Source organism: Neisseria sp. P0024.S006 (assembly GCF_051956595.1).
Lineage (GTDB): Bacteria > Pseudomonadota > Gammaproteobacteria > Burkholderiales > Neisseriaceae > Neisseria.
Genome location: NZ_JBQCXH010000029.1, coordinates 1 through 495, shown reverse-complemented (window position 1 = coordinate 495; position 495 = coordinate 1). Strand labels below are relative to the sequence as shown.

The window sequence follows — 495 nt, the reverse complement described above, 5'->3', positions numbered from 1 at the left end:
ACCCAACACACCACAACCCCCAACAACACCCAAACCACAAACCAAACACACACCCAACACAACAACAACCCCCAAAACAACCCCACCCCCACCCACCCCAACACAAAACAAAAACAACAACCACCAAAAACAGAAAACCCACCCCCCCAAACACACAACCCCACAAAAAAACAACCCCCCCCACCCAACCAACCAACCCAACCCCAACAACAACCCCACACCCCCAACACAACAACAACAACCACAAACCCCAACACCCACACCACCACCACCACACACCCCAACACAAACACCAACACCAACAACAAAACCCCCAAACAAACCCCAAAACAACAAAACAACACAAACACCCACCACCCCAACCACCCAAACCCAACCACCACACCCAACACAAAACAACCAAACAAACAAAACAAAACCCACCCCAACCACACCACCCCCCCCAACACACCACCCCCCCCACCACCCACACCCAAAAAAACAACAAACAACACA

1 protein-coding gene is annotated in these 495 nt (G+C 51.5%); it reads right to left on the bottom strand.

Annotated features, from left to right (window positions below; genetic code table 11):
• Positions 1-495 (bottom strand): hypothetical protein (locus ACTHUF_RS11095; protein ID WP_440407717.1); only part of this gene is annotated, 495 nt, incomplete at both ends.